Consider the following 3,979-nt stretch of genomic DNA (forward strand, 5'->3'; position numbering starts at 1 on the left):
AGCAGCAGCGCGAGCGCGGCGTGCAGCACCATGAAGGCGGTGGCGCGGCTGGGTTCGGCGGCCGCCGCCAACTGGGCGTGGGTGTCGGCGTCGATCCGCAGGGGTACGGAACCGGCCCGGTGGGACGCTTCCTGGGGCCGCGGCCGGTCGGCGGGCAGCACGAGTTCGGCGTCGGCGCCCGCCAGGGCCTGGCGCCAGTAGCCGAGCTGCTCGCTGATCAGGCTGTCCGGGTCCGTCTCGCCCCGCAGCAGCTCCGCCTCCCACAGCGCGTAGTCGGCGACTTGCAGGGGCAGCGGCGCCCGCTCGGGCGTCCGGCCCTCGCGCCGTGCCCCGTACGCCGCGGTCAGGTCGCGTACGAGGACGTCCAGCGACGCGTCGTCGGTGGCGATCCGGTGCACGGTGATCAGCAGGACGCACGCGGCGCCGGGAAGCGTGAACAGCTCCGCCGACCAGGGCGTCTCCCTGTTCAGGTCGAACGGGCGGCGGGCCCGCGCGGTCAGCAGGCCGGGCAGCGCCTCCTCGGCCGCCGGGGTCACCGTGAGCTCCGGCCGCGCGGACCCGGCGTCCAGGATGTGCTGGCGCACGTCGTCGCGCCGGGTGCCGGGGAACGTCGTGCGCAGGATCTCGTGCCGTTCCGCGACGTCGCCCAACGCCGCTTCCAGGGCGGCCCGGTCGAGCCCCTCGGCGAACCGCAGCACGACCGACGTCTGGTGGGCGCCGGTGGCGCCGTCACGCCGGTTCGTCAGCCAGGCGCGCAGCTGGGCGGCGGTCAGCGGGATCTCCTCGGGCCGTTCGACGGCCTCCAGTACGGGCCGGGCCTTGGCGACCAGCGCCTGGCTCACCCCGGCCGGGGTCGGCGTGGCGAAGAGGCGGCGGATGCTGAGGTCCGTACCGAGCTGGTTCTGGATCCGGGTGACGAGCCGCATCGCCAGGCCCGAGTCACCGCCCAGCTCGAAGAAACTGTCGTCCACCCCCACCCCTTCGAGGCCGAGGACCTCGGCGAACAGGGCGCACATCGCCTCCTCGGTCTCGCTCGCGGGGGCCCGCCCGGCGACGCGCCCGGCGACCCGTTCGGCGAAGTCGGGTGCGGGCAGGGCCCTGCGGTCCACCTTGCCGTTCTCGGTCACCGGCAGCGCGGCCAGGACGATGACCACCGCGGGGACCATGTACTCGGGCAGCACCTTCGCCACGTGCTCGCGGACCGCGCGTTCCTCCAGCTCCTGGCCGTCGGGGACCACGTAGCCGACGAGGCGGCGGTCCCCCGGGCGGTCCTCGCGGGCCAGTACGACGGCCTGGGCGACGGCGGGGTGTCCGGCCAGCGCGGTCTCGATCTCGCCGAGTTCGACGCGGAACCCGCGGATCTTGACCTGTTCGTCGGCCCGGCCGACGAAGACCAGCTCGCCGCGGCCGGTCCAGCGCACCAGGTCCCCGGTCCGGTACATCCGCTCACCGGAGGCGAACGGGCAGGCCGTGAACCGCTCGGCGGTCAGCCCCGGACGCCACAGGTAGCCGCGCGCGAGGCCCGTGCCGGCGATGTACAGCTCGCCGGTCACGCCGGGCGGCACCGGCTGGAGGAACGCGTCGAGGACGTACACCCGCCGGTTGCCGAGTGGGCGGCCGATGGGCAGGACCGCCCCCACCCGGTCCCCGGACTCCAGGAGGTGCCAGGTGGCGCACAGGGTGACCTCGGTCGGCCCGTACAGATGGCGCACCGCGACCTCCGGGCATGCCTCCCGCACCCGCGCCACGGAGGCCACGGGCACGACGTCCCCGCCGGTCAGGACCTCGCGCAGCCGGGCGAAGCTCTCCGGCGACTCCTCGGCGACCACGCGGAACGAGCCCGCTGTCATATGGACCGAGGACACGCCGCCCGCCACTGCCGCGCGGACCTCCCGCGCGCTCACCGCGCCCGGCTCCGCGATCACCACGCGGGCGCCCGACACGAGCGGCACCCACACCTCGTACAGCGAGGCGTCGAAGGCGTGCGGGGCGTGCATCAGCACGGCGTCGTGCGCGCCGACGGACCAGCCGGGCTCGCCGGTGAGCGCCGCCACCGCGCCGTGCGGCACGGCGACGCCCTTGGGCACGCCGGTGGACCCGGACGTGTACATCACATACGCCAGGTCGTCCGCGCCCACCGGGGTCCGGGGGTCGCCGGCCGGGTGCGCGGCCACCGCCGCCCGTACATCCGGGTCGTCGAGGTCGATGAGGCGGTCCGGGTCGTGGATGGCCACCGCGTCGCGGGTCCGCGCGGTGCACAGGGCCGCCACGGGGGCCGAGTCGCGGAGCATGAATGCGACCCGCTCCGCGGGGTAGCCCGCGTCCACCGGCACGTACGCGGCTCCCGCCTTCCATACCCCCAGCAGCGCCGCCACCAGGCCCGCCGAGCGCTCCATCACGACGGCGACCCGGTCGCCGCGCCGTACGCCCAGGCCGGACAGGTAGGCGGCCAGTCGATCGGACCGCTCATCCAACTCCGCGTAGGTCAGCCGCCGCTGATCGTCCGTCACCGCGATCGCGTCCCGCGAGCGCGCCGCGCGGTCGGCGAACAACCGCGGCACCGAGACGCCGGGGACCGGGGCCCGTGTGGCGTTCCACGCGTGCACCGCGAGCCCGCGCGCCTCCGCGTCCAGGGCGTCGACCCGGCCGGCCGGGGCCGAGGGGTCCGCGGTGATCTGCTCCAGGACCCGCTCCAGACCGGCGACGACGGACTCGACGGCTTCGCGTTCGAACAGGTCGGTGCGGTATTCGAGCTTGAAGTGCATGCGGTCGCCGGGGGCCGCGACGAGGGTGAGCGGGTAGTGGGCGGAGACGTGTCCGGCGACGGGGCGGATGGCGAAGGCGTCGGGGGACGGCGGCTCCTCGGGCAGGCGCGGCGGGTTCTCGTACACCACGAGCGTGTCGAAGATCCCGCCCGGCCCGGCCGGCCGCTGCACCTCCGACAGGCCGAGGTGCTGATGGGCCATCAGCGCGGACTGGCGCTCCTGTAGCTCCGTGAGCATCCGCAGCACGGGCTGCGCGCCGTCGATCCGCACCCGTACCGGCAGCGTGTTGATCAGCAGCCCCACCATGCTCTCCACGCCGGGGAGTTCGGGCGGCCGGCCCGCGACCGTGGTGCCGAACACCACGTCCGTACGGCCGGACAGCCGTGCCAGCATCAGCGCCCAGGCGCCCTGCACCACCGTGTTCACCGTCAGGTCGTGCGTACGGGCCAGACGTGTGAGGGCGACGGTGAGCTCCTCGGAAAGGTCGATGCGCACGCCGCCGGGAACGGCGGGCTTGCGGGTGGGGTCGGCCGCCGCCACGAGCGTGGGCTCGTCGGCGCCGGCCAGCTCGGCCTGCCAGGCGGCCCCCGCCGCCTCCTTGTCCTGCCGCTCCAGCCATGCCAGGTACTGCGCGTACGAAGTGGCCGGGGGCAGCCCGTGCACGCCGCCGTCGGCGTACGCCGTGGCCAGCTCGCCCAGCAGGACCGGCATCGACCAGCCGTCCAACAGGATGTGATGGCTCGTCAGAATCAGACGGCAGCGGTCCTCGCCGAGGCGGATGAGCAGCAGCCGCAGCAGCGGCGCGCGCTCCAGGTCGAACCGCTCGGCGCGCTCCCGCGAGATGAGTTCCTCGATCTCCGCGAGCGCCGCGTACTCCGAGAGCTCCGAGACGTCGGCCTCCTGCCACGGGATCGTCACCTCGCCCGCGATGGCCTGCACGATGTCGCCAGACGCCCGCCGGTGGAAGCTCGCGCGCAGCGCGGCGTGGCGCGCCACCAGCGCCTCCCAGGTCGCCCGCAGCCGGGCCGCGTCCACCGAGCCGACGAGGTCCAGCACCCACTGGCCCTGATAGACGTCGGGCCCGTCGGCGTCGAACGCGGTGTGGAACATCAGCCCCACCTGCAACGGCGACAGCGGCCACACGTCCGCGAGCGACGGCACCGCGGCCTCCAACTCCGCCACGCTCTCCGGCGTCAGATCGAGGAGGGGGAAGT

The 3,979-nt window shown here is 74.8% G+C and carries 1 protein-coding gene; it reads right to left on the reverse strand.

Translation table 11 applies throughout. From position 1 onward, the window contains the following. Positions 1 to 3,979: amino acid adenylation domain-containing protein (locus ACFU99_RS36040; protein ID WP_384400560.1), on the reverse strand; the 3,979-nt coding region annotated here is incomplete at both ends.

Source organism: Streptomyces sp. NPDC057654, assembly GCF_042800135.1.
Classification (GTDB): Bacteria; Actinomycetota; Actinomycetes; order Streptomycetales; family Streptomycetaceae; genus Streptomyces.